The following is a 24330-nucleotide window of genomic DNA, read 5'->3' as shown; positions in this document are numbered from 1 at the left end:
CTCACGGCTGCTCATCCGGCTCCTGCTCGAGGACCTTCTCCAGGAAGTCCTTGAGCTCCTGGATCGCCGACGCGCCGGGGATGGCGCTGAGACTGGCGAGGGCCGCGTTCAGCGCGGCCAGGAGGGTTCGAAAGATCCGCCGCCCGATCGTCCCGCCGCCGCGGACGACCCCCATCACCTCGCTGCGGCCTGCCAGCTCGATCACCGCGAGCTTGAAATCACGCATGGCGCCGTCCCAGCCCGCCGATCCCAACGCGTCGATCACGGTGTCGGCGGGGAACTCCCGGCTCTCGCCGCTGAGCGCGCGGAGCGCCTCCGCCCCCTGATTCGCCACGAGTTGTTCGACAGCCGAGGCGAACCGGCGTCGGAGATCCTCGTCGGGCAGCACGGCGCGCTCCGCACCGCTGTCGTCACCGAGGGCCGCGTCCGGTTGCGCCGACCAGCGCAACACCAGCAGCACATCGTCGACGAGCTGGCGCACGATGAGCATGTCGTCGTAGTCGGCCACGAGACCTCCTCGCCGAAGGACACCCGTCAGTGTGCGCGTCGCGGGTCGGGGTCTACAAGCCTCGCGGCCGTGGCTGGCACTTCGGGCAGCTGTAGGAGGACCTGTTCATGAACTTCTCCCGCCGGATGGGCGCACCACAGCGCGGGCACGGACGGTCCTCGCGGCCGTAGGCGGACAGCGACCGGTCGAAGTACCCGGACTCCCCGTTCACGTTCACGTACAGCGCGTCGAACGAGGTACCGCCCTGCGCCAGCGCCTCGCTCATCACCTCGGTGACCGAGCCGAGCAGCAGGCGCACCTGTGGGCGGGTCAGCCGGTCAGCAGGCCTGTTCCCGTGGATCCCGGTGCGCCACAACGCCTCGTCGGCGTAGATGTTGCCGACCCCGGACAGTACCGTCTGATCCAGGATCACCCGCTTGATCTCGGATCCCTTCGCCCGGATCGCGGCGACGACCGAATCCGCGTCGAACAACGGGTCCAGCGGGTCCCGCGCGATGTGGGCCACCGGCTCGGGCAATGCCGTCCCGTCCACGTCGACGATCGGCGCCAATGCCCAGCCGCCGAAGGTGCGCTGGTCGACAAACCGCAACTGTGACCCGCTGTCCAGGTTCGCCAGGATGCGCAGATGCTTCTCGCGCGGCGCGGCCGGCGGCTGCACCAGCATCTGGCCGCTCATCCCGAGGTGCACCACCACGGCGAGGTCGCCGGGCGCCAACTCGAGCCAGAGGTACTTGCCGCGACGGCTGGCGCCGACGACCCCGAGACCGGCAAGCTGCGCCGCGAGATCGTCACCGCCGAGAAGGTGCCTGCGGACGGCTCGGGGATGCAGGACCTCGACGGCATCGATCCGGGAACCGACGACGTGGGCCTCGAGCCCGCGCCGGACCACCTCGACCTCGGGCAGCTCCGGCACGGCGTCAGCCGACCTGGTCGGAGTCGTCCTCCGAGAGGGACTTCCAGGCGGTGCTGGCCGCCTTCTGCTCGGCTTCCTTCTTCGACCGTCCGACACCGACGCCGAGCGCATCCCCCGCGACCAGCACGGTCGCGGTGAACTCCTTGTCGTGATCGGGCCCGGTCGCACTGATCTCGTAGACCGGCACGCCCGCGCCACGCTCCGCGGTCAGCTCCTGCAGGCTGGTCTTCCAGTCGAGACCCGCGCCCAGCTTGGGTGCGCGCTCGAGGAGGTCACCGAACAGCGAGAGCACGACGGTCCGCGCCGTGTCGATGCCGTGCTGCAGGTGCACGGCACCGAGCAGCGACTCCATGCCGTCCGCCAGGATGCTCGCCTTGCCGCGGCCCCCGGTCATCTCCTCGCCCTTGCCGAGCAGGAGATGGGCACCGAGACCACCCTCACCGAGATCGCGTGCGACCTCCGCGAGTGCGTGCATGTTGACGATGCTGGCCCTGATCTTGGCCAGCTCACCCTCGGACTTCTCCGGATGCGCGACGTAGAGCTTCTCGGTGATGGTCAGGCCGAGCACCGAGTCGCCCAGGAACTCGAGCCGCTCATTGGTCGGCAACCCGCCGTTCTCGTACGCATACGAGCGGTGGGTCAGCGCCAGCGTGAGCAGCGGTTCGTCCAGGACAACGCCAAGAGCGGCGAGGAGGGAATCATGATCCCCCTCGCCGCCGGCGGGTGCTGCGTTGCTACTTGTCACTGCGCGACTAGACCGCAGCGGTGACCTGACGACCCTTGTAGGTGCCGCAGGACGGGCACGCAATGTGGGGCAGGGTCTTCTCGCCACAGCCACGGTTCGGGCAGGTGATGAGGGTGGGCACAGTGGTCTTCCACTGGCTGCGACGCGACCTGGTGTTGGACCGCGACATCTTGCGCTTGGGGACAGCCACTTCTACTTCTCCTCGGCTTCAGTGTTCACACGACTCTTGCTGGGCTGGGATGATGCATCCTCAGCGTCGAACTTCCCCGCGAGGGCAGCCCAGCGAGGATCCAGTATCTCATGTCCATGCCCAGATTCTGCAATCGCCAGACGAACCCCACATTCGGGGCACAGTCCCTGGCAATCTTCGCTGCACAATGGCTGCAGCGGAAGCGCTAGCCCGGCCGCATTCACGATGACCGGTTCGAGATCGATCAGGTCATCGACGATGCGGTAGATCTCATCTTCTTCGGTGGTCGCCTCGGTGGTGCTGTTCGGGTACGCGAACAGCTCGGTGAGGTAGAGGTCGAGCTCGGCGTCGAACGGTTCGAGGCAGCGCGAGCACTCCCCCTCGGTGGCCGCCCGGACGGTGCCGGTGACCAGCACGCCCTCCGAGACGGACTCAAGCCGGAGGTCGAGTGCGACGTCACCGCCGACCGGCACCGCGATCATGTCGAGGCCGATACGGGAGGCGGCGGGCACCGTGCGGGTGACCGTGGTCATCGACCCGGGACGGCGCCCCAGACTGAGGATGTCCAGCACAAGACCGCCCTCGTGAAGACGGGGCGAACCGGAACGATGCGAGGACACGCGAATACTCTTTCGTCAGCGAAGAAGGGGATGGGCAACCACTCAACGGTACGCGATGGGGTGCCCCAATGGAAAATCTGAAGCCGGCGACCCTCGGCTACCGGTGACGGCTCGACCGGCTGGGTCGCTCGTCGGGCTCGTCGTAGTCGGGGATCCCGGAGCCGGTCCGCAGTTGCTGGCGGCCGCGGCCAACGGAGCGGATGGTCCCGCTGAGGAACTCCTCGAACTCGGCGAGCTTGCCGTCCACGTACAGGTCGCATTCGCCCCGCAGCCGGTCCGACTCGGCGTGCGCGGAGTCGATGACCCGAGCCGACTCCGAGTGCGCGGCCTGCACGACCTCGGTCTGCGACACCAGCCGCTCCTGCTCGGCGCGCCCGTCCGCGACCGACCGCTCGTGCGCGGCGCGGCCGGATTCGACCAGGCGCTCCGCCTCGGCCGCTGCCTGCCCGGTGAGGCTGTCGTATTCGTGCTGCCCCTCGGCGATGGTCCGGTCCGCCTCCTCGCGCGCGTCCGCGACGAGTTCATCGGCGTGTGCCTGCGCCTCGGAGACCATCCGGTCGGCCTTCGCCTTGGCGTCGGCGAGGATCCGGTCGGCGTTGTCCCGCGATTCGGCGAGGGTGGCCGCCGCCTCGGCGTCCGCGCTCGAGACCGCCTGCTCGGCGTGCGCGCGGGCGTCGCCGACCAGCTTGTCGCGGTGGTCGAGCACGTCCTGCGCGTCATCGAGCTCGCCCGGGATCGCCTCACGGACGTCATCGAGGAGTTCGAGGACGTCACCGCGGGGCACCACGCACCCGGCCGTCATCGGGACACCGCGCGCCTCTTCCACGATCGCGACGAGCTCGTCGAGCGCCTCGAATACCCGGTACACGCCAAACCCCAATCGTCGACGACGGCTTACGGGACCAGTCTGCCCGTCGCGCCGCTCACCGGCGCGCCGCCACGCCCAGTGTGTCGAGGATCAACCGTTACGCGGTCGGCCCCGCGGCGCGCTCCGCCAGCCGGGCCAGCAGCCGCTCGTGCACCTTCGCGGGCAGCATGTCCGCGACGTCACCGCCGTAGGTCGCCACCTCCTTGACCAGCGAGCTGGACAGGTAGCTGTAGCGCGGGTTCGTCGCGATGAAGAGGGTGTCGACGCCGGTGAGCTTGTGGTTCATCTGCGCCATCTGCAGCTCGTAGTCGAAGTCGTTGGCGCCGCGCAGGCCCTTGACGATCGCGCTGGCCCCATTCGCCTTCGCATAGTCGACGAGGAGTCCCTGCCAGGAGTCGACCCGGACGTTCGGCAGGTCCGCGACGGCCTCGCGCAGCATCTCGAGGCGTTCGTCGATGCTGAACAGCCCCTTCTTGTTCTTGTTGATCATCACCGTGACGATGACCTCGTCGAACTGAACCGCCACCCGGCCGATCACGTCGAGGTGACCGTTGGTGATGGGATCGAAGGACCCGGGGCAGACCGCACTGCTCATGACTGCAGACCGTAACAGGCGATCTCGATCCGGGTCTCGCCATACTTACGCACCCGGTCGGCCGACAGTCCGGACGGCCACACGGTCGCGGGCGATCGCGAGGACCGTTCGAGGACGACCAGCGAATCCTCCCCGATCCAGCCCCCGTCGACGAGCGCGCCAAGCACCGATCCGACCTCGTCCTCGCCCATCGCGTACGGCGGGTCGAGGAAGACCAGGTCGTACTCCCGATCGGGCGTGCCCGCGACGACCGCGGCCACCGGCGACGACCGCACGAGCGCGCCGGGCAGCCCGAGCGTCGCCACGTTCTCGCGCGCCACCGCGGCCGCCTTCGCGTCCGACTCGACCAGCACCACGTGCTCGGCGCCCCGTGAGAGCGCCTCCAGGCCAAGCGCTCCCGATCCCGCGAACAGGTCGAGCACGGCGGCGCCGTCGAGATGCATCCGGGCGTCGAGCGAACTGAACAGCGCCTCGCGCACACGCTCCGAGGTAGGCCGGGTGCCCTTCGGCGGGACCCGGAGCCGGCGCCCACCCGCGGCGCCGGCGACGATCCGGGTCACTGCGGCCCGTCCTCCTCCGTCGACACCACGGAGATCACGGTCAGCAGGTCGCCGCCCTCGACCTGCTGCACCGGGGTGATCGCGAGCCTGCTCACGACGCCACCGCGGGTTGCGGTGATCGCCGCCTCCATCTTCATCGCCTCGATCGTCGCGACGGTGTCGCCCGCAGCGACCTTCTGTCCCTCCGCCACGACGAGGGTGACGACGCCCGCGAACGGCGCGGCCACGTGGCCGGGGTTGCCCCGGTCCGCCTTCTCCGCGGCGGGGACCTCGCTGGCGATCGAGCGGTCGCGCACCGACACCGGCCGCAGCTGGCCGTTGAGGATGCACATCACCGTGCGCATGCCGCGCTCGTCGGGTTCGGAGATCGCCTCGAGCCCGATGAGCAGCTCGACACCGGGGGCCAGCGTGACCCGGTGTTCCTCGCCGCGGCGCAGTCCGTAGAAGAACTGGTTCGCCGACAGCCGCGAGGTGTCGCCGTACTTCTCGCGGTGCTCGAGGAACTCGCGGGTCGGGCCGGGGAACAGCAGCCGGTTCAGGGTGCCGCGGCGCTCGGCAGGAGAACCGTCGAGTCCGGCCTGGTCGTCCGCGGTCAACGGCGTCTCGGGCTTGGCTTCGCCGCGGCCCTCGAGCGCCCTGGTGCGGAACGGCTCCGGCCAGCCGCCTGCCGGGTTGCCCAGTTCGCCGCGCAGGAACCCGATCACCGATTCCGGGATGTCGTATCCGGCGGGGTTCTCCGCGAACTCGTCCGTCGACACGCCCGAGCCGACGAGGTGCAGCGCGAGGTCGCCGACCACCTTGGAGGACGGGGTCACCTTCACCAGGCGGCCGAGCATCCGGTCCGCAGCCGCGTACTTCGCCTCGACCTCCTCGAACTGGTCGCCCAGCCCGAGCGCGATGGCCTGCTGGCGCAGGTTCGACAGCTGACCGCCGGGGATCTCGTGCGTGTAGACGCGACCGGTGGGGGCGGGCAGCCCGGACTCGAACGGCGCGTACACCTTTCGCAGCGCCTCCCAGTACGGCTCGAGGTCGCACACGGCCTGCAGATCCAGGCCGGTGTCCCGCGCCGAATGGGCGGTGGCCGCGACGATCGCCGACAACGCGGGCTGGCTGGTGGTGCCCGCCAGCGCCGCGCTCGCGCCGTCGACGGCGTCGGCTCCCGCCTGCCACGCCGCCAGGTAGGTGGCCAGCTGGCCGCCGGGGGTGTCGTGGGTGTGCACGTGCACCGGCAGGTCGAAGTTGCTGCGCAACGCCGATACCAGGGTCGCGGCCGCCGGTGCCCGCAGCAGTCCGGCCATGTCCTTGATGGCCAGCACGTGGGCGCCCGCGTCGACGATCTGCTCGGCCAGCTTCAGGTAGTAGTCGAGGGTGTAGAGGTCCTCGTTCGGGTTCGACAGGTCACCGGTGTAGCTCATCGCGACCTCGGCGACGGCGGTGCCGGTCTCGCGGACCGCGTCGATGGCCGGCCGCATCTGGTCGACGTTGTTGAGCGCGTCGAAGATCCGGAAGATGTCCACGCCCGTCGAGGTGGCCTCGCGCACGAACGCGCGGGTGACCGACTCGGGGTAGGGCGTGTAACCGACGGTGTTGCGGCCGCGCAGCAGCATCTGCAGGCAGATGTTCGGCATCGCCTCGCGCAGCGCGGCCAGCCGCTCCCACGGGTCCTCGTGCAGGAAGCGCAGCGCGACGTCGTAGGTCGCGCCGCCCCAGGCCTCCACCGACAGCAGCTCGGGGGTCATCCTGGCGACGTGACCGGCGACGTCGAGCAGGCCTCCGGTGCGCACCCGGGTCGCCAGCAGGGACTGGTGCGCGTCGCGGAAGGTGGTGTCGGTGACACCGAGCGCGTCCTGTGCACGCAGCGCGGCGGCGAAGCCCTCGGGCCCGAGCTCGATCAGTCGCTGCTTCGAGCCGGCGGGCGGCGGCGTGGTCAGGTCGATCTTGGGCAGCTTGTCGCGCGCGTAGACCGTGGTCGGGCGCTCGCCGTGCGGCTTGTTTACGGTCACGTCGGCGAGGTAGGTCAGGATCTTGGTGCCGCGGTCGGCCGACGCCCTCGAGGTGAGCAGTTGCGGGCGCTCCTCGATGAACGAGGTCGTCACGTTGCCCGCGCGGAAGTCGGGGTCATCGAGGACGGCCTGCAGGAACGGGATGTTGGTGGCGACGCCGCGGATCCGGAACTCGGTCACCGCCCGGCGCGCCCTTGCGACGGCTGCGGGCAGGTCCCGGCCGCGACAGGTGAGCTTGACGAGCATCGAGTCGAAGTAGGCGCCGACCTCGGCGCCCAGGTTCGCGCCGCCGTCGAGGCGTACGCCTGCACCGCCGGGGGTGCGGTACGCGGTGATCCGGCCGGTGTCGGGACGGAACCCGTTGGCCGGGTCCTCGGTGGTGATGCGGAGCTGCAGCGCCGCGCCGCGGAGCTTGATCGAATCCTGGGACAGGCCCAGATCGGCAAGCGTCTCGCCGGAGGCGATCCGCAGCTGCGCCTGCACCAGGTCCACGTCCGTCACCTCCTCGGTGACGGTGTGCTCGACCTGGATGCGCGGGTTCATCTCGATGAACACGTGGTTGCCGCGGGTGTCGAGGAGGAACTCGACGGTGCCCGCGCAGCTGTAGTTGATCTCCTTGGCGAACGCGACCGCGTCGGCGCAGATCCGCGCGCGCAGTTCCTCCGGGAGGTTCGGCGCGGGCGCCAGCTCGATCACCTTCTGGTGTCGTCGCTGCACGCTGCAGTCGCGCTCGAACAGGTGGATCACGTTGCCCTGACCGTCGGCCAGGATCTGCACCTCGATGTGGCGCGGGTCGACGACGGCCTGCTCGAGGAACACGGTGGCGTCACCGAAGGCGGACTCCGCCTCGCGGGCCGCGGCCTCGATCGCCTCGCGCAGCTGGGCGCGCTCGGCGACCCGGCGCATGCCGCGGCCACCGCCGCCTGCGACCGCCTTGACGAACAGCGGGAACTGCATGGACGCGGCGGCGGCGAGCAGCTCGTCCACGTCGGCGGACGGCGCCGACGAGGAGAGCACGGGGAGGCCTGCCGCCTTCGCGGCGGCGATCGCGCGGGCCTTGTTGCCGGTGAGCTCGAGCACCTCCGCGGACGGGCCGACGAAGGTGATGCCCTCGGCGGCACAGGCCGCGGCCAGGTCCGGGTTCTCGGAGAGGAAGCCGTAGCCGGGGTAGATGGCGTCGGCGCCGGACTTCTTCGCAGCCGCGACGATCTCGGCGATCGACAGGTAGGCCCGGACCGGGTGCCCCTCCTCCCCGATCTGGTAACTCTCGTCGGCCTTCAGACGGTGGACCGAGTTGCGGTCCTCGTACGGAAAGACAGCTACGGTCCCCGCGCCCAGCTCGTAGGAGGCGCGGAATGCCCTGATCGCGATTTCCCCGCGATTGGCAACCAAAACTTTAGAGAACATTGCTGAAAATTACCCTTGCTCTCGTACCGCTCGCCGGACGGTGTCCTAGCATCCGGGAAATTCCCGCATACTCGACCCGCTGTAACGATGCAGTACGCTACCGGCCCCCACCTCACAGGGATACGGCACCCACCGTGAGCTGCGGATATACGACTCGATCACAACTCTTTCGCAGGGTTCACAGATGGCCCGAACGGCGGGCGAACACCCCCGCAGCGAGCTGGTCGACCGCTCCCGGTCTGCCTCATATACTCGTCAGTGCAATCGGTCCGCCCGGTGTGGTCATGAGGAGCCCCGAAGTCCCCGCCCGGCGTCGAAGCACGTCTCCCTTGCCTATGAGGAGAGAGGTGTGAGAGGGAACCCGGTGAGAATCCGGGACTGTCCCGCAGCGGTATGCAGGAACGACCGCCGTCACCATGCACTGGACTTCGCGTCTGGGAAGCGACGGCCACTAGGACCGGTGTCGATCACCGGGCGCCTGCGAGTCCGAAGACCTGCCGACTGCGTCGGGCACGCCGTGCCCGACGGTCCACCGCCTCGTGGAATGGGCGAGTAGATCGGATCGCCGTTGACTGCTGCCCGCACGCGGGCGCCACCTGGGCTCGGTCCGTGCTCTCGTCTGCCGGTGGTGGCCACCCCGTTGTCAGCAACTGGAGAACACCGTGACATCCACCTTCACCGCAACCGTGCTGGGCTCCCCGCGCATCGGTCCCCGCCGCGAACTCAAGAGGGCCGTCGAGTCCTTCTGGGCCGGCAGTCTCGACGCCTCCGCGCTCGATGCCGTCGCACGGGACCTACGCACACAGACCTGGACCGAACTGCGCGACGCCGGGATCGATTCCGTTCCGGTCAACGTCTTCTCGTACTACGACCAGATGCTCGACACCGCCGCGATGCTCGGCGCCCTGCCGGAGCGGGTCGCCGGCGAGTCGACGGCTCTGGATCGCTATTTCGCGGCCGCCCGCGGCACCGCCACCGTCACCCCACTCGAGATGACGAAGTGGTTCGACACGAACTACCACTACCTGGTCCCCGAGATCAGCTCCTCGACCCGGTTCACCCTCGACCCGTCGAAGGTGCTGGGCGAGGTCGAGGAGGCGCAGGCCCTCGGCATCGCCGCGCGACCGGTGCTGATCGGGCCGGTCACCTTCCTGCTCCTGTCGAAGGCGATCGACTCCGAGTCCTCCCTCCTCTCCCGGGTCGGGGAGCTGCTCCCGCTGTACTCCGCGCTGCTCGGGCGGCTGGCGGACGCAGGCGTCGAGTGGGTTCAGATCGACGAACCAGCGCTGGTCGCCGATCGCACGGAGTCCGAGATCGCCACCGCTGGCGAGGTGTACCGGTCGCTGTCCGCGCTCGAGCATCGGCCCGCGATCCTGCTCGCCTCCTACTTCGGCGACCTCGGCGCCGCCCTGCCCGCGCTGGCGAAGACCGACATCGAGGGTCTGGCGGTCGACCTCGTCGCGGGCGACCAGGAGGCGCTGGCCGGAATCCCCGAACTCGCGGGCAAGCACCTCGTCGCCGGGATCGTCGACGGGCGGAACATCTGGCGCAACGACCTGGCCGCATCCCTGACGACGCTCGAAACCCTGCGCGGAAGCGTGGCTTCGGTCGCGGTCTCCACCTCCTGCTCCCTGCTGCACGTGCCGTACTCGCTCGAGAGCGAGAGCGAACTCGACGACGCCCTGCGGTCCTGGCTGGCCTTCGGCTCCGAGAAGGTGCGCGAGGTCATCACCCTCGCCACCGGCCTGCGTTCCGGTCGCGAGGCCGTCGGCGAGGAGCTGGCGCAGGCGGCGTCCGCGAAGGCCACCAGGGCGGCCGATCGACGGCTGCACGACTACGCGATCCGGGCGCGATTGACCGGTCTGAAGGCGTCCGACGGCGGGCGGCGTCCCGCCGCGGAGCGGCGCGAGGTGCAGGCTGCCGTCCTGCCGCTACCGAAGCTGCCCACCACCACGATCGGCTCGTACCCGCAGACGACCGCCATCCGGGTGGCCAGGGCCGCGCTGCGGAAGGGCGAGATCGACGAGGCCGAGTACCTGCGCCGGATGCGCGGCGAGGTGGCCGATGTCATCGCCCTCCAGGAACAGCTGGGTCTGGACGTGCTGGTGCACGGCGAACCCGAGCGCAACGACATGGTGCAGTACTTCGCCGAACAGCTCGACGGCTTCTTCGCCACAGCCAACGGTTGGGTGCAGTCCTACGGGACCCGCTGCGTGCGACCGCCGATCCTGTACGGCGATGTCCGTCGACCGCGCCCGATGACGGTCGACTGGACCTCGTACGCACAGTCCCTGACGGCGAGGCCGGTCAAGGGCATGCTCACCGGGCCGGTCACCATCCTGGCGTGGTCGTTCGTCCGGGACGACCAGCCGCTGTCCGAGTCGGCCGACCAGGTGGCGCTGGCGATCCGCGACGAGACCGTCGACCTCGAAAGAGCGGGGGCGCGGGTGATCCAGGTGGACGAGCCCGCGCTGCGTGAGCTGTTGCCGCTGCGGTCGGCGGATCAACCCGCCTACCTGGACTGGTCGGTCGGCGCGTTCCGGCTTGCCACCTCCGGGGTCGCCGACGCGACCTCGGTTCACACCCACCTGTGCTACTCGGAGTTCGGCGAGGTGATCGGGGCGATCGCCGGTCTGGATGCGGACGTCACCTCGATCGAGGCGGCGCGCTCGCACATGGAAGTCCTCGACGATCTCAACGCGGTCGGATTCGATCTCGGTGTCGGTCCGGGCGTCTACGACATCCACTCCCCCAGGGTGCCCTCGGTCGCGGAGATCGCCGACTCGCTGCGTGCCGCGCTGAAGGCTGTTCCTGCGGAGCGGCTGTGGGTCAACCCCGACTGCGGCCTGAAGACCCGTGGCCGGGCCGAGGTCGAGGCGTCCCTGCGCAACCTCGTCGCCGCGACCGCACTGGTCCGGGCCGAGCTCTAGGCCGGCGCCGCACCTGCGCTCGCCCCGGGCGGGCGTGGGTGCGGCTACGCGTGTGGGTACGGCAGGTGGCCGCTGCTGTTCTCGTTCACCAGGACCGACCGCCCCAACTGCGGGAATGCCTGTTGCGCGCAGGCGGGGCGGTCGCACACCTCGCACCCCGCGCCGATCGGCACGATCGTGGCCGGATCGTCGGTCTGGATTCCGCGCGAGTACACCATCCGGTCGGCGTAGGCGATGTCGCAGCCGAGCCCGATCGCGAAGTTGCGTTCGGGTGCCAGGTAGCCGAGGCCGCCGCTGTGGGTGGTCCGGGCCACCCACAGGTAGGTGCGCCCGTCGGGCATCTTCGCCACCTGCGTGTGGATCCGCCCGGGGTTGGCGAACGCCTCGTGGACCACCCACAACGGACAGCTCCTGCCCACCCGGGAGAAGTGAAAGGCGGTGGCGGACTGCCGCTTGGAGATGTTCCCGGCACGATCGGTTCGGACGAAGAAGAAGGGCACCCCGCGCTGGCGGTGCCGCTGCAGCGTGGACAGCCGGTGACAGATGGTCTCGAAGCCGACCTCGAACTTCAGGCTCAGGAGGTCGATTTCGTAGCGCAGCGATTCAGCCGAGTCCAGGAACTGGCTGTACGGCAGGATCAGCGCGCCTGCGAAGTAGTGCGCCAATCCGATCGGCGCCAGCGCGGCGGATTGAAGTACCGCTTCGGCTACGACGATTCGCTCGACGTCGACGGCGCCGTCTTCGGTCTCCACGTCCGCGGGCACGATGCCGTAGACGTGTCGCCGGCGTCCTCGTCCTCCTCGACTGCGTCCTCGTCCTCGGCTTCCTCGCCCGTGTCCATTTCGTATTCGTCCTGCTCTGGCTCGACCACCTCGCCGTCCCGGATTTCCCCGGGCCAGCCCTCGACGTCGTCGGGATGTAGGACAGTGCTTGTCATGACATGGCGTTGGAAGTTCTTCAGCTCCAAGCGCATCCGCCGACCCTGGGCTCGCCAGATGTTTCCGGTCTTTTCGAAGAAGCCCTGCGGGTGATACTCGAGCACGACGAGGATGCGGGTGAGGATCGATCTTGTCTGCCGATGGCGCCTCGTCCCGGCGGGCGCGTTGCGTAGGGCGGTGCGCAGTCCCACCCGTCGCCCGGTGTTTACGTCAGCGGGCACCGGGAACGATGGGCGGAATTTCAGTTCGGAGGCCGTTTCCGGCGCATCATCGGAGGTCGCACGCAGGAATCGGTCGGGCAGGGCGAGTTTGTGGATGGTCCGCAGCGTCAGAAGGTATTGCCGTGCCAGCGACCCGGTGGTGTACGGCAGGTCGTACTTTTCGCACAAGGCGCGCACCTTGGCGGAGATCCCCGCATAGCGGTTGCTGGGGAGGTCGGGAAACAGGTGATGTTCGATCTGGTAGCAGAGGTTGCCGCTCAGGAACGCCAACACCGGGCCGGCGTGGAAGTTCGCGGCGCCGAGCATCTGACGCAGATACCATTCCGCCCGGCTCTCGTCTTCGAGTTCCGTGAGGGTGAATTTCTCGGCTCCGTCGGGAAAGTGCCCGCAGAAGATCACCACGTACGCCCACACGTTCCGCAGCAGGTTAGCGGTCAGGTTTGCCGTGAGGGTTCTTCGCCAGCGGCGTCCGCTGAGGGCGGGGATGAGCAGGTAGTCCTTTCCCGTCTGTCGGGCGATCTTCCCAATCAATTTTCTGCGATGCGCCGATTTCTCGGCGTCTGTGTCGGCGCGGGCCTGTTCGGAATACAGGTCGTGCAGGGCGATGCCCCATTCGAATGTCACCGCCAACAACAGGTTTCGTACCGGTTGCAACAGATTGTCGAGCCTCCATGGCTGGTCGCGGGTGATCCTGATGACGCCGTAGCCGAGGTCATCGTCCATCCCGACAACGTTGCTGAACACGTGGTGGCGGTAGTTGTGGGAGTAACGCCAGTGCGACGACAGCCCGACCATGTCCCATTCCCAGGTGCTGGAGTGGATTTCCGGGTCGTTCATCCAGTCCCACTGCCCGTGACAGACGTTGTGGCCGATCTCCATGTTCTCCACACTCTTGGCCACACCGAGCGCCGTCGCCCCGAGAATCCACCCTGCCGGCGACCTACTACCGTGGATCACCAACCGGGCCGCCGTATCGAGCAGCCGTTGGAAGGCAATGGTGCGGCGGATATATCTGGCGTCCTTCTCGCCGAGCGACTCAGTGACGTCTTGCCGGAGACTGTCAAGTTCGGAGCGCAGCGCCTCGACGTCGTCAGCGGTGAGGTGCGCATATTCCTTGATGTCGGAGATCGCCATGCGTCTGCTCCACACTCCGGATCTTCACCCCCACCGCGAAACATCGCGGCGCGGGCGGGACCGGTGGATACAACTCGGACTACGGGTCAGTAGTAGTGGCGTCGGCCCGCCACAGCGTGGCCGGTCATGCCCATGATCTCGAGCGCCACGCCGATGACGATAAGGGCGACCCCGATGTACAACAGGACGGGAATGCTGGCAACCGCGCCGATGATGGCGAGGATGATACCGAGAATGAACATGACGTCGACCTAATTTCGGGAGAGAGACTGGGGATGGGATATCGAAGGGCGTGAGCGCGGGTCAGTGTTTGAAGGCGTGCTTGATCTTCTGTCCCGCTTGCTTGAGCTTGTCTCCGGTTTGCTTAGCGTTGCCCTTTGCCTGGTCTGCGCGCCCCTCTGCCTCCATGCGTTCGTTTCCGAGAGCCTTACCGACCGTCTTCTTGGCTGCACCCTCTGCGGTTTCAGCCTTGTGCCGAAGCTTCTTCCCGATGCTCATGGCGGTACTTCTTCTCTGTTGGGTGATCGGCCCGCGGGCGGGGCCGAGGGTTGTTCGCATCTGTGCGGCGACAGTGTGCGAAGTCGTGGCGGCCCCCATCGGGTGGTTCATCCCGAGGGGCCGCAGGTCGATTGCTTCCATTGGAGGGCCTCAAACTTCGGGTTTCCCGCCTGACGCCTGGACCAAACCCGTCTCATCGACGGTGTGGTTTCAACACACCAACGGCCCGGTCTTCCGAGGCCCGCGCCCGTGTGGTGGGCGAGTTCCGCAGCCTGCTATCCGCCGCCAGCGAAACTACCGATGATCACGCTCGCTAGCGCAACACCTTTACGACGCAGGTGAACGCCCGGGCCGGATCTCGGCCGGGTTGAAAGTCGCCGAATAACCTCTTTTCATGCACCTGATCCAACAACCCAGAAGTGGTCCACCAGGCAGTTCATTGCGGCGGCGAATGGGCATGATCCCGACATTGCTGTGCCATTCTTCCGCTGGGTATCCCCATCGTGAGGCTTGCCCGCCGCCTCTGCACCCTTGCCGGGACGGTCATGCACCGCTCCTGAACAACGTCCCCTCTGCACTCTGAACTGCTGCTTCGTCAACGAAGCGAAGCTAGCCCGTTTCGGCGGTTTGCACTCGGCTGCCTGCGGGCATAGCGGTAGCAGGACGTATTGACGAGATCCGGCTGAGCGCCCGTCTCACACAACAATCGGGAGATGTCATGGTGAAAACGTTGTTCTTCGCATCGGGGGCGGCCGTTGGCTTCGTTCTGGGAACCCGGGCTGGCAGGCAAACCTACGAGAAGATGAGGGATCAGTCCGTCGAACTTTTGCACAACCCCGCCGTGAAGGAGAAGGTGAGCGACGCAACAGAGACCGTGAAGGATAAGGCCCCGAAGCTGCAGCAGAAGGTCGGTGCCCTGGCGAAGAAGGCTACCCACCACGGCGCTGACGGCGCTGACACGAGCGCGATCACCGCTTCCACCGCCGGCGCGCCGCTGGAAGAAGCTGCGACCCCGACTCCGGCGGCGGAACCGACCGTTTCACCGCCGATGGGCGGCAAGCGCACCCCCTGAGCAGCCATACGGCGCGGCATGGTGTGGGGGCCTGTCCACGCGGACCGCGCGATCCGCAGTTGACTTGGGTATCCGCAAGGGCGGCCGAAAAGGCCAGTCGTCCCGGAGGGGCAAACGAGGAGGTTCGGTGATGTCACGGTCTCGGCTCGCGAGTGCTCTCCCTGTCCAGAAGGCTGCACTCGTGTTCGCGTTGGTGTTCGTGACTGTCAGGCTGCTCGGTTTTGTGCCGAGCGTGACGACCGACACGCACCGCTCGGCGCGCAAGCAACCGAATACCTCACAACGGTCCAGTTCGAAAAGAGGGGCTGCGACATGTAGTGGTGGCGGGTCCGGCTGCCCCTCACGGACGTTCGCGACGAGATCGTGACCAGAGGCCTGCCGCTCGCCGAACATTTCAGCCGACCGGGCGTATGGCGTCCTTTGCCCCAACCGACCACCGAATCCGGAGGGGTAAACCCAGCCGCGCCGCGGATGGAGCAACGGGAGGTCACCGTCGTCGGCGTTTGCGCTCGCATCTGATGGGGCATACCTATGTCATGCGCAATCTGTGGACAGGAATGGTCATCGGCGCCGCTACGGGAGCCGCCATCGGTGCGATCGTCGACGGAAGCAGGCGGGCGGGACTCGTTACAGTCAAGGCCGGCCACACTGTCACCCAGGCTGTCAAGGAGCACGTCCCCGAGGCCAGAGAACGGCTGCAGAAGATTGACCTGCCCGGCAAGGCACACGAGATTCTCGACCGCGCTGCCGAGTCGCAGGCCGCTGAAGCAACGCAGCACGCGGCCCAGAACCTGGCGGACTCTGCGAAACACGCCGCCGGGACGGCTTCGAGCCACTTGTATCACCACGATGCCGCCGACGAGCAATGACATCGAATCCCGCCGAGCACCGTTAGACATCGCCGGGATTGGGTATCCAGGCCCTGGCCGCGTTGCACGCGGCTCACTGTCCGCGAACCCGCGGCAAGATCAGCGAGTGCAAAGGAGACACAATGGGCGCCGTCGACAAGGCGAAGAACAAGGCCGAAGAGGTAGCAGGAAAGGCCAAGGAGAAGGTCGGAGAGGCCACCGGAGACAAGGACACTGAGGCCGAGGGCCGCAAGGACCAAGCCAAAGGCAACCTCAAGCAGGCCGGCGAGAAGGTCAAGGACGCCTTCAAGGACTGACCCGACCCAATGTTGACGCCCGCTCGTGGGCCGACGAGCGGGCGGGGCACGGGGTGCCAGCCGCCATGAACGCAAGGTCATTGTCGTGCGCTGCTGGCGAATTGGCTGATCCCAAGCGTGCATCAATGGACCTTTTTGCCAATTGTCCCCGGGCGCCCGCTGCTGCTCGTCGCCACCGAAATCGCCGGATGGATCTAGCCCACCGCCCTGAATCAAGCCGAGAGAGTTCAATCAACGGGACCAGGAGCGTTCAAGTGAACGACAAAACTGGAAGGCAAGAAGAGCCACAGTCCGAGCGAGGCGAACCAGGCTCGCGTGGCATGCCCTCGCCAGGCGCGTCCGAAGGCGCTGGGCGACGATCTGGCGCGATCGAGGACCACGATCTGCCGTCCACCGATCCAGATCAACCAGACGCGCCCGAACCCCTGTACACCACCGAGATTGGCGACGCGGATCCGGTCGTCCCGCCCTATGAGGGCAGAACCGGCCAGTCCGACGCAGGCGGCTCTCAGCGGCACTCGACCGATCCCACAGGCTCTTCCGCCACGCCGAGGAGCTCCGGGGGCGACGCCTGACGACGAAGAACCCAAACATCCAGACTCGACCGATGACACCGAACGGAGTGTCGGTCCGGCCCATCAATCCGGCGTGTCACGGGTCGAGGATCAATCCTGACCGATCCGGATCCGACGTCCGGTCCACACCGGGAGGATCGCCGCCGTGAGCGATAGCGTCACTGACTCCGCCGCGGAACGGGTAGCGCAGAATAGTGTCTTCGAGCGGTTCGCCCGCGCGGGATACGTCACCAGCGGCCTCGTCCACCTCATCATCGGCTACATCGCCATCCGGCTCGCCCTCGGCGGGGGCGGCGCGGCCGACCAGTCCGGTGCGCTGGCCGAGTTGGCGAGCAAGCCGGGCGGTGTGCTCGCGCTGTGGGTAGCCACCGTCGCGTTCGCGGCGATGGCGCTCTGGCGTCTTGCCGAAACGATATTCGGACGTTCGACCGATCCGAAAGACCAAGACCCCATGTCCGAGGTCTTTGACCGCGGCAAAGCCCTCGCCCTGGCGGTCGTCTACCTCGCATTCGCCTACTCCACCTTGGAATTCACGCGCGGGCGCGGAAAGTCCACCGGGCAACAGGACGCGGGAATCAGTGCGCACATGATGCAATCCGCGGCAGGCACCGTGGCCCTCGTAGCGGCCGGGTTAGTGATCGTGGCGGTCGGCGGATATCACGTCTACAAGGGCGCGAGCCAGAACTTCCTCGAGGACCTCCACGGCGCGCCCAGCAATGTCGTGAGAACACTGGGGATCGCCGGTTACGTCGCGAAGGGACTCGTTCTCGCCGAGGTGGGGGTGCTCGTCGTCGTGGCCGCGATCGTGTCGGATCCGAACCGGGCGACCGGACTCGACGGCGCGCTGAAATCGCTTCTGAGCCAACCCTTCGGGCCCGTGCTCGTCGTCGTTGCGGGTCTCGGGCTCATCACCTACGGCCTGTATAGCTTCGCCATGGCCCGGTACACCAAGATGTGACCACCAAGGTGCCCGCGGGGCCAGGCGAACCTCGCCGACCGTGGAGTGACGGCCGTTCATGATCGGGATGGCAGCGCGATCCCCCGAGGTGAGGTCATACAGCGCGTAGCGCCCCGTTGGCGCCCGACCGTGGCCGCCGACCAGGGAAGTATGCCGCCTAGGACTTCTCCAGGTACTCGATCTTCTCGGCGTCGATCGCGGCGGTCACCATCGAGGCCAAGCCAGGATGCCGGGCCAGGTCCGGATCGGCGTCGATCACCGCGCGCGAGAACTCGCGCGCGGCGACGATCACGTCCTCGTGGTCGAGCAGCGAGAGCAACCGGAGGGTGGTGGTGCTGCCGGATTGCGCGGCGCCGAGCACGTCGCCCTCGCGCCGCTGGGCGAGGTCGAGCTGGGCGAGCTCGAAGCCGTCGTTCGTGCCCGCCACCGCGGTCAGTCGTTCGAACGGCGGTGAGCCGGGCTTGGTGTCCGTGATGAGCAGGCACAGCCCCTGGTGGGCGCCACGACCCACCCGGCCGCGGAGCTGGTGGAGCTGACTGACGCCGAACCGGTCCGCATCCTTGAGCACCATCACGGTCGCGTTCGGCACGTCCACGCCGACCTCGACCACGGTGGTGCACACCAGCACGTCGATCAGTCCCGCGGTGAAATCGCGCATCACCGCGTCCTTCTCGTCCGCGGGCAACCGGCCGTGCAGCAAGCCGACCCGCAGATCGGACAGCGGACCGAACCGCAGCTCCTCGAACAGCGCCAGCGCCGCCGTCGTGGGCTGCTCCTTCGCGTCGGGGGCGTCGTCGCCCTCGCCGATCCGCGAGCACACCACATAGGCCTGCCTGCCGTCGGCGACCTCCTCGCGGATCCGTTCCCAGGCGCGGTCCACCCACGCAGGCTGGGTCAGAGCGGGCACGACCTTGCTGACGATGGGCGACCGCCCGCTGGGCAGCTGCCGCAGCGTCGAGGTCTCGAGGTCGCCGAGCACGGTCATCGCGATGGTCCGGGGAATGGGCGTCGCCGTCATCACCAGCAGGTGCGGGCTGAGCCCCTCGCGTGCCCGGCCCCGCAACTCGTCGCGCTGCTCGACGCCGAACCGATGCTGTTCGTCCACCACCACCATGCCGAGGTTGAAGAACTCGACGCCGTCCTGGATGAGGGCGTGGGTGCCGATGACGATCCCGGCATCGCCCGTCACCGCCTCCAGCAACGCGGCGCGGCGGGCCGCGACCGACATCGACCCGGTCAACAGGGCCACCCGCGTGGCCAGCTCGTCGGCGCCGAGTTCGCCTGCCATGGCGAGGTTTCCGAGCATCTGCCGCAGCGACCGGGCGTGCTGCGCGGCGAGCACCTCCGTCGGCGCCAGCAGCGCGCACTGATAGCCGGCATCGATCACCTGCAGCATGGCGCGCAACGCGACGACGGTCTTACCCGAGCCGACCTCACCCTGCAGCAACCGGTTCATCGGGTGTGCCCGGCCGAGGTCGGCGGAGATCTCCTCGGCGACCGCGTGCTGCCCCTCGGTCAGGGTGAACGGCAGCCGTGCCTCGAACGCGGCGGCGACACCGTCGGGCTTCGGCGGGCAGGCGGGCGCCACCCGTCCCGCCACCTCGTGGCTGCGCTGCGCCAGCACCAACTGCAGGGCGACCGCCTCGTCGAACCGGAGGCGCTCGCGGGCGAGATCCACCTCGTCCTTCGTCTCCGGCAGGTGCACCGATCGCAGCGCCTCGTCGAGACCGATCAGCCCGTGCTCACGCCGAATCTCCTCGGGCAGCGGGTCCTGCACCTCGTCGAGCTGGTCGAGCACCTGACGGATGCACCGGAGCAGCGTCCAGCTCTCGACCTCGCGGGTCGCCGGGTACAGCGGGATGAGGTTCCGTTCGAAGATCGACATGTCGACCCCAGCGCCCGGATCCTGCGCGCTGCGCGCCATCCCGGCCAGGGCACCACCACCGCGCACCTTGCCCGCGGCCACCACCGAACCGTCGTCCTCGTCACGGTTCGGCAGGATGAGATAGCTGGGATGGGTGAGCCCCAGCTTGCCCCTGAAGTACTTCACGTTCCCCGAGAACATCGCGCGCACACCGGGTTTGATGGAGTGCGCCACCTTTTGCGGGTTGAAGAAGGTGGCGTCGACGCTCTGCTTGTCGGACGTCAGCACCACCTTGAGCATCTTCCCGCTGCGCGACTTCATCGAGATGATCGCGGCCGAGGTCACCGTCGCCAGGATCGTCAGGTGCGTGCCCTCGGGCGGCTCCTTCTCGCCGAGCTCGGCGCCCTGCGTCGCGTACCGGTGTGGGTAGTGCCGCAGCAGGTCCTGCATGGTCTCGATCCCGAACGCCTCCGCGAGCGGCTCCGCGACCTTGCGGCCCAGCAGGTGATCGATCCGATCGGTCAGAGTTGCCATCACACCGCCTATTCGACGCCGAGCTGCAGCAGATCCCCGGCCTGCCCGCCCTCGTAGACCAACACCTCGACGCCCGGGTGGCGCGCCGCGACATGCTCCGAGAGGAGGTCGGCGAAGCCCGCGGGAATCTCTGCCCCCAACAACAAAGTCAACAGTTCGCCGCCGACCCCGAGAACCTGGTCGATCAGGCGCCTGCCCGCCTCGGCCGGATCGGGCGCGATCACCACGACCTCGCGGCCGATCAGCCCGAGTCCGTCGCCGGCCTCGCACGTACCCATCAGGGTGAGCGCCCGCTCCGTCGCCACGCGCAACGATCCCCAGCGCGTCGTCGCTGCCGCCTCGGACATCGCGAACACATCGTCGACGGCGGCCCGACCCGGGTCGTGCACGGCGAGGGCGGCGAGTCCCTGCACCATCGACGAGCAGGGCAACAGCAGCACCTCGTGGCTCTCGTCGCGGGCGGCGACTCCGATGGTCACCAGCTCCGGCGCCGAGAGCGCGCCGTTCGGGAGCACCAGCACCTCACCGCAATCGAGCGCGCGAATCGCGTCGAGCAGCTGATCGGGGGTGACCGGTTCGTCACAGCGGAGCACCATCGCACCCTCCCCCGCGAAGAGGTCGGCGGCGCCGTCACCCGCGACGATCGCGAGAACCCCGCGGTCGGTCGCGCCTGCACGCCTGCCCACCCGCCCGGCACGCGTCTCGTCGAGGGCAAAGCAGGAGATCCGGATGTCGTGGGTGCGACCCGCCGCGAGCCCGGCCTCGACCGCGGGGCCGGGATCCGAGCAGTGCACGTGCACCGACCAGGAGCCCTCACCGTCACCGACGATGATCACCGAGTCGCCCAGCTCACCGAGCCGGGACCGCAAGGTGTCCACCCTTCGCGAGTCGGACCCGGAGAGCAGGTACATCACCTCGTAGTCCTGCTCGCCCGGCTCGTCCGCGCAGGCGGACGGCGGGACGACCACGCCGGGGGTCGCCAGCGTGACCGGCGCGACCACGATGTCCTGGCGCTCGGGTGTCGCCCCCGTGACCACGCCGACGAGCGCGTCGAGGATGACCAGCAGCCCGAGCCCGCCCGCGTCGACCACGCCCGCCGCGCCGAGAACGGAGAGCTGCGAGGGGGTGCGCGCGAGCGCCTCGGCGGCGGCGTCGGCGGCCTCCGTGGCCACCACCGACAGCGCCGCGTCGTGCGGGCACCCGTCCGCCGCCGCGGCGGCGTGCCGGAGCACCGTCACGATCGTGCCCTCGACCGGGATGCTGATCGCCTCGGTCGCCAGCACGGCGGCCTCGTTCAGCGCACCGCGCAGCAGCCGGGCGTCCAGCGGCTCGTCGCCTGCGACCTCGGCGATCCCACGCAGCACCTGGGACAGGATCACACCGGAGTTACCGCGAGCTCCCGCGACCGCACCTCGGGCCAGGGCCGCGGCCACCGCACCCACCGAGGCGGCCGGGCCGACGACCTCGGCGCCTTCGGCAGCCGCGCGCATGGTGAACAGGAGATTCGTGCCGGTGTCCGAGTCCGGGACCGGGAAGACATTGAGGCTGTTGATCTCCTCGCAGCGGGCGACGAGGCCGTCCACGCACCATCGCGACCAACGCAGCAACGCCTCGCCGTCCACGCTGTCCAGGGCAATGAGCAACTCGACTCTTCCTCTCTGCCCTAGTGGGAACTGCTCGGCTCGGCCAGACTATCCTTCTCCACAGACGGTCCGCCCGGCTCCACGTGCGGGACAGGCCGGTTTGGTCAATCAACACGGATACGGTTACTCTTGCAGGGTTGCCTCGCAAGGGTCACTTCGGTGTCCCGTGTTCGTAGGCCAGCACCAAAGAAGATATCCGTACATCAATTCAAGGAGTTCGCGACTATGGCTGCCGTCTGCGACGTATGCGCCAAGGGGCCCGGCTTCGGTAAGTCGGTCTCGCACTCGCACCGGCGTACCAACCGTCGTTGGAACCCGAACATTCAGACTGTCCGGGCCCAGGTTGGACCCGGTACCCGTCAGAAGCTCAACGTGTGCACCTCCTGCCTCAAGGCAGGCAAGGTCGTCCGCGGCTGACGCGTTCCACGCTTTCACGACTGTGCCCCGACACCTCAGGTGTCGGGGCACAGTCGTATCTGCGGCCCCGATATGGTTCATCGGTGACTTCACTCGACGGCCTCAGCCACGTCCGCCTCGAAGGCGACGTACTCCGAATCGCAATCGCCACCGCCGACAACGGCACCTCCCTCGACTTCGACGGGGTGAGCCAGGGCACCACCGCCCTGCAAGCCGTGGCGGCGGGCACCCTCGCCGCGCGCAGCGTCCTGTTGATCGGCGAGGGCGCCAACTTCTGCGCTGGCGGCAACGTCCGGGCCTTCGCCGCCGCCGAGAACCGCGGCGAGTTCGTCGACTACCTCGCGCGCACCCTGCACGACTTCGTCCGCGCGATCGATGCCACCGAGATCCCCGTCGTCGCCGCGGTTCAGGGCTGGGCGGCAGGCGCGGGCATGAGCCTGGTCTGCGCCTCCGACGTCTCCATCGGTGGCCCGTCCACCAAGCTCCGCCCGGCCTACCCCTCGATCGGGTACACCCCCGACGGCGGCATGTCCTGGACGCTGCCGCGGATCGTCGGTATCGCCAAGGCCCGCGAGATCCTGCTCACCGACGCGATCATCGGCGGTGACGAGGCGGTGCGGCTCGGCATCCTGAGCAGGCTGGTCGGCGATGACGAGATCCGCGAAGAGGCACTGCGGGTCGCCCGCACCCTCGCGGCAGGCCCGACCGCCGCATATGCGGGCATCAAGCGCCTGCTCGCCCAGTCGGGTCAGCGTTCGCTGTCCGAGCAGCTGGACGCCGAGACCGCCTCGATCTCGGCCGCGGCCGCAGGCCCGACCGGCCGGGAAGGCGTCGACGCCTTCGTCGAGAAGCGTCGCGCCGACTTCTCCGCAGGCCAGTAGCTCGACCAGCGCTTCCGACAGGTTCACCACGCGCGATAGGAGGCCGGAGGGACTGCTCGCGAGCTGTCCCTCCGGCCCACGTATGCGGTCGGGCCGACTCAAAAGGCCACCCGAGCAACGGGCCCAAGCGTCTACGGGAGTTGGAAAACACCGATCCCGGGACTGACCGGCACCTGAGGCCAGGTGCCGCTCCCGTGCGGGAATACGCGGGCATTGACGTCGGCGATCGAGGCGACCGTGCCGCTACCGGCGACCACTGTCGCGGGGGCGTATCGGCACCACTCGTCCGGCGCGATGGACGCACTGAAGTCAGTGGGCTGTATGGCTCGGAGCACGGTGGTACCGGCCGCACCCGTGGTCAGATTTCGCCAGTTCACCGACACGTCAATACAGTCGAGCGTGGTGATCGAGGTCGTCGTCGGAGGACCGGCCGCAAAGGTGACCACGCCGGGAGCACCCGTCGTGGCCGTCGGCGTCACCGCTGCCAGCTGGTGCGGCACCCAGCATCTGAACCCAACCGTGCTACACGCCGAGACGAACGTCACCGGGACCTGAAACACCGTGGTCGCCGGGGTCGGCATGGGCGGCCCGTCCGCCTGCGCCGCGGCGGGCAAGCCAAGCGGGAACGCCAGACCAGCCGCGGACGCAACGGCCCAGGCGACGAACCGACGACGACTCGCGACATAGCGCATGGCGTGACCCTCCACGACAGAATCCGCCCCGACCTGCTGCAAAGTCAGCGTACTCGCGAGTCCGGACCGCCCCGCCGAACGCTGGTTTGGCCGGCCACGAGATGTGTGCCGACTGGATACGACTTCGTGATGACGTGTCGTGTCGGACCCCCACGCTAGAATTCGAACATGAGTTCGATCGATGACGCCGGGGCTGCGAGGCAGGTGCAGGAACACCTGTCCGCGATCGCCGACGCCGTCGAGGGACTGGGCGACAGCGATTTGACCGGGCTCTCCGACGCCGAGCTGACCGACACCATGCGCTGGTTGGAGAAAACGCTGCGCCGGGCCTCGGCGGTCGGCCACAACCTGATCGTCGAAACGGCCGAACGTTCGCTGCCCGGCAAGCTCGGTCACAAG

General features: G+C 68.3%; 21 protein-coding genes, 3 pseudogenes and 1 riboswitch. Of the genes and pseudogenes, 9 read left to right on the top strand and 15 right to left on the bottom strand.

The window, feature by feature from the left end; genetic code table 11:
• Position 1: 1 nt before the first annotated feature.
• The 9 genes from C8K38_RS17165 to C8K38_RS17125 all read right to left on the bottom strand — a co-directional run bounded on the left by C8K38_RS17165 (position 2) and on the right by C8K38_RS17125 (position 8409).
• Complete coding sequence (locus C8K38_RS17165) at positions 2-508, bottom strand: hypothetical protein (protein ID WP_097212651.1); 507 nt, start codon at positions 506-508, stop codon at positions 2-4.
• Positions 509-560: 52 nt separating this feature from the next.
• A complete protein-coding gene (gene mutM / locus C8K38_RS17160) occupies positions 561-1421 on the bottom strand; it encodes a bifunctional DNA-formamidopyrimidine glycosylase/DNA-(apurinic or apyrimidinic site) lyase (protein ID WP_097212650.1) in 861 nt (286 codons plus the stop codon).
• Positions 1422-1425: 4 nt separating this feature from the next.
• Complete coding sequence (gene rnc / locus C8K38_RS17155) at positions 1426-2166, bottom strand: ribonuclease III (protein WP_097212649.1); 741 nt, start codon at positions 2164-2166, stop codon at positions 1426-1428.
• 7 nt (positions 2167-2173) lie between these two features.
• Entirely contained in the window at positions 2174-2356 is a 183-nt protein-coding gene (rpmF, locus tag C8K38_RS17150) for a 50S ribosomal protein L32 (protein ID WP_077041191.1), read from the bottom strand.
• Between the two features lie 2 nt (positions 2357-2358).
• On the bottom strand, positions 2359-2928 hold the full coding sequence (locus C8K38_RS17145; RefSeq protein ID WP_257017545.1) for a YceD family protein: 570 nt from the start codon (positions 2926-2928) through the stop codon (positions 2359-2361).
• A 145-nt stretch (positions 2929-3073) separates the two neighbouring features.
• The gene (locus C8K38_RS17140) at positions 3074-3844 is read right to left on the bottom strand and encodes a DivIVA domain-containing protein (RefSeq protein WP_077041189.1); all 771 of its coding nucleotides are present in this window, start codon (positions 3842-3844) and stop codon (positions 3074-3076) included.
• A 97-nt stretch (positions 3845-3941) separates the two neighbouring features.
• Positions 3942-4439: a pantetheine-phosphate adenylyltransferase gene (coaD, locus tag C8K38_RS17135; RefSeq protein ID WP_097212648.1), complete on the bottom strand. Its 498-nt coding sequence runs from the start codon at positions 4437-4439 to the stop codon at positions 3942-3944.
• Positions 4436-4999, bottom strand: a complete 564-nt coding sequence (rsmD, locus tag C8K38_RS17130) for a 16S rRNA (guanine(966)-N(2))-methyltransferase RsmD (protein WP_097212647.1) — start codon at positions 4997-4999, stop codon at positions 4436-4438. The genes coaD and rsmD overlap by 4 nt, the downstream gene beginning before the upstream one ends.
• Entirely contained in the window at positions 4996-8409 is a 3414-nt protein-coding gene (locus C8K38_RS17125; protein ID WP_097212646.1) for a pyruvate carboxylase, read from the bottom strand. The genes rsmD and C8K38_RS17125 overlap by 4 nt, the downstream gene beginning before the upstream one ends.
• A 303-nt stretch (positions 8410-8712) precedes the next feature.
• A riboswitch (cobalamin riboswitch) is annotated at positions 8713-8925 on the top strand.
• 146 nt (positions 8926-9071) lie between these two features.
• On the opposite strand from C8K38_RS17125, the gene metE reads away from it, so the two are divergent.
• Complete coding sequence (gene metE / locus C8K38_RS17120; RefSeq protein ID WP_097212645.1) at positions 9072-11339, top strand: 5-methyltetrahydropteroyltriglutamate--homocysteine S-methyltransferase; 2268 nt, start codon at positions 9072-9074, stop codon at positions 11337-11339.
• Positions 11340-11383: 44 nt separating this feature from the next.
• Here the strand turns inward: metE and C8K38_RS17115 are convergent.
• The 4 genes and pseudogenes from C8K38_RS17115 to C8K38_RS17105 form a co-directional block, all read right to left on the bottom strand.
• Positions 11384-12064 (bottom strand): annotated as a pseudogene (locus C8K38_RS17115) (helix-turn-helix domain-containing protein); the annotation flags it as partial.
• Positions 12065-12444: 380 nt separating this feature from the next.
• Positions 12445-13632: pseudogene (locus tag C8K38_RS17110) on the bottom strand (fatty acid desaturase family protein); the annotation flags it as partial.
• Positions 13633-13718: 86 nt separating this feature from the next.
• Positions 13719-13874: a DUF6131 family protein gene (locus C8K38_RS27240; protein WP_097212643.1), complete on the bottom strand. Its 156-nt coding sequence runs from the start codon at positions 13872-13874 to the stop codon at positions 13719-13721.
• Positions 13875-13935: 61 nt separating this feature from the next.
• Positions 13936-14130, bottom strand: coding sequence for a CsbD family protein (locus tag C8K38_RS17105; RefSeq protein WP_097212787.1), 195 nt, complete (start codon positions 14128-14130; stop codon positions 13936-13938).
• A 718-nt stretch (positions 14131-14848) separates the two neighbouring features.
• On the opposite strand from C8K38_RS17105, the gene C8K38_RS17100 reads away from it, so the two are divergent.
• The 4 genes from C8K38_RS17100 (at position 14849) to C8K38_RS17085 (ending at position 17900) form a co-directional block, all read left to right on the top strand.
• Positions 14849-15202: a YtxH domain-containing protein gene (locus tag C8K38_RS17100; protein ID WP_097212642.1), complete on the top strand. Its 354-nt coding sequence runs from the start codon at positions 14849-14851 to the stop codon at positions 15200-15202.
• A 536-nt stretch (positions 15203-15738) separates the two neighbouring features.
• A complete protein-coding gene (locus C8K38_RS17095; RefSeq protein WP_143548484.1) occupies positions 15739-16071 on the top strand; it encodes a hypothetical protein in 333 nt (110 codons plus the stop codon).
• A gap of 122 nt (positions 16072-16193) precedes the next feature.
• A complete protein-coding gene (locus C8K38_RS17090) occupies positions 16194-16367 on the top strand; it encodes a CsbD family protein (RefSeq protein WP_097212640.1) in 174 nt (57 codons plus the stop codon).
• Between the two features lie 720 nt (positions 16368-17087).
• Positions 17088-17900: a DUF1206 domain-containing protein gene (locus C8K38_RS17085; protein ID WP_097212639.1), complete on the top strand. Its 813-nt coding sequence runs from the start codon at positions 17088-17090 to the stop codon at positions 17898-17900.
• 157 nt (positions 17901-18057) lie between these two features.
• On the opposite strand, the gene recG is transcribed toward C8K38_RS17085, so the two are convergent.
• Together recG and C8K38_RS17075 are read right to left on the bottom strand one after the other, a co-directional pair.
• Complete coding sequence (recG, locus tag C8K38_RS17080) at positions 18058-20298, bottom strand: ATP-dependent DNA helicase RecG (RefSeq protein ID WP_097212638.1); 2241 nt, start codon at positions 20296-20298, stop codon at positions 18058-18060.
• 8 nt (positions 20299-20306) lie between these two features.
• Positions 20307-21941, bottom strand: coding sequence for a DAK2 domain-containing protein (locus C8K38_RS17075; protein WP_245220879.1), 1635 nt, complete (start codon positions 21939-21941; stop codon positions 20307-20309).
• Positions 21942-22166: 225 nt separating this feature from the next.
• Here C8K38_RS17075 and rpmB point away from each other — a divergent pair, with 225 nt between their 5' ends.
• The 4 genes and pseudogenes from rpmB to C8K38_RS17055 all read left to right on the top strand — a co-directional run.
• On the top strand, positions 22167-22358 hold the full coding sequence (gene rpmB / locus C8K38_RS17070; RefSeq protein WP_072750141.1) for a 50S ribosomal protein L28: 192 nt from the start codon (positions 22167-22169) through the stop codon (positions 22356-22358).
• An 83-nt stretch (positions 22359-22441) separates the two neighbouring features.
• Positions 22442-23239 (top strand): enoyl-CoA hydratase/isomerase family protein, encoded by a 798-nt coding sequence (locus tag C8K38_RS17065; protein ID WP_097212636.1) that lies wholly within the window; start codon positions 22442-22444, stop codon positions 23237-23239.
• A 399-nt stretch (positions 23240-23638) separates the two neighbouring features.
• The gene (locus C8K38_RS27235) at positions 23639-23794 is read left to right on the top strand and encodes a hypothetical protein (protein ID WP_219912802.1); all 156 of its coding nucleotides are present in this window, start codon (positions 23639-23641) and stop codon (positions 23792-23794) included.
• Positions 23795-24099: 305 nt separating this feature from the next.
• Positions 24100-24330 (top strand): annotated as a pseudogene (locus C8K38_RS17055) (HNH endonuclease); the annotation flags it as partial.

Source organism: Rhodococcus sp. OK611 (assembly GCF_003050885.1).
In the GTDB taxonomy this organism is placed as follows: Bacteria; Actinomycetota; Actinomycetes; order Mycobacteriales; family Mycobacteriaceae; genus Rhodococcus_G; species Rhodococcus_G oryzae.
This window is presented reverse-complemented; position numbering and strand designations above follow the sequence as displayed.